1 rRNA gene is annotated in these 417 nt (G+C 55.9%); it reads left to right on the top strand.

Features of this window, described 5'->3' with window-relative positions:
- Positions 1 to 36: 36 nt before the first annotated feature.
- A 16S ribosomal RNA gene (locus AC5RTS_RS16270) occupies positions 37 to 417 on the top strand; the annotation flags it as partial.

Raw genomic sequence — 417 nt, 5'->3', positions numbered from 1 at the left:
AATTTTCCTTGGCCCCGGCATTGTGTCTGTAAAACATTTACGGAGAGTTTGATCCTGGCTCAGGATGAACGCTGGCGGCGTGCTTAACACATGCAAGTCGAACGATGACTTCTGTGCTTGCACAGAATGATTAGTGGCGAACGGGTGAGTAACACGTGAGTAACCTGCCCTTGACTTCGGGATAAGCCTGGGAAACCGGGTCTAATACCGGATACGACCTCCTGGCGCATGCCATGGGGGTGGAAAGCTTTATGCGGTTTTGGATGGACTCGCGGCCTATCAGCTTGTTGGTTGGGGTAATGGCCCACCAAGGCGACGACGGGTAGCCGGCCTGAGAGGGTGACCGGCCACACTGGGACTGAGACACGGCCCAGACTCCTACGGGAGGCAGCAGTGGGGAATATTGCACAATGGGCG

The sequence above is a fragment of the Arthrobacter sp. MDT1-49-2 genome (assembly GCF_059090185.1).
This window is presented reverse-complemented; position numbering and strand designations above follow the sequence as displayed.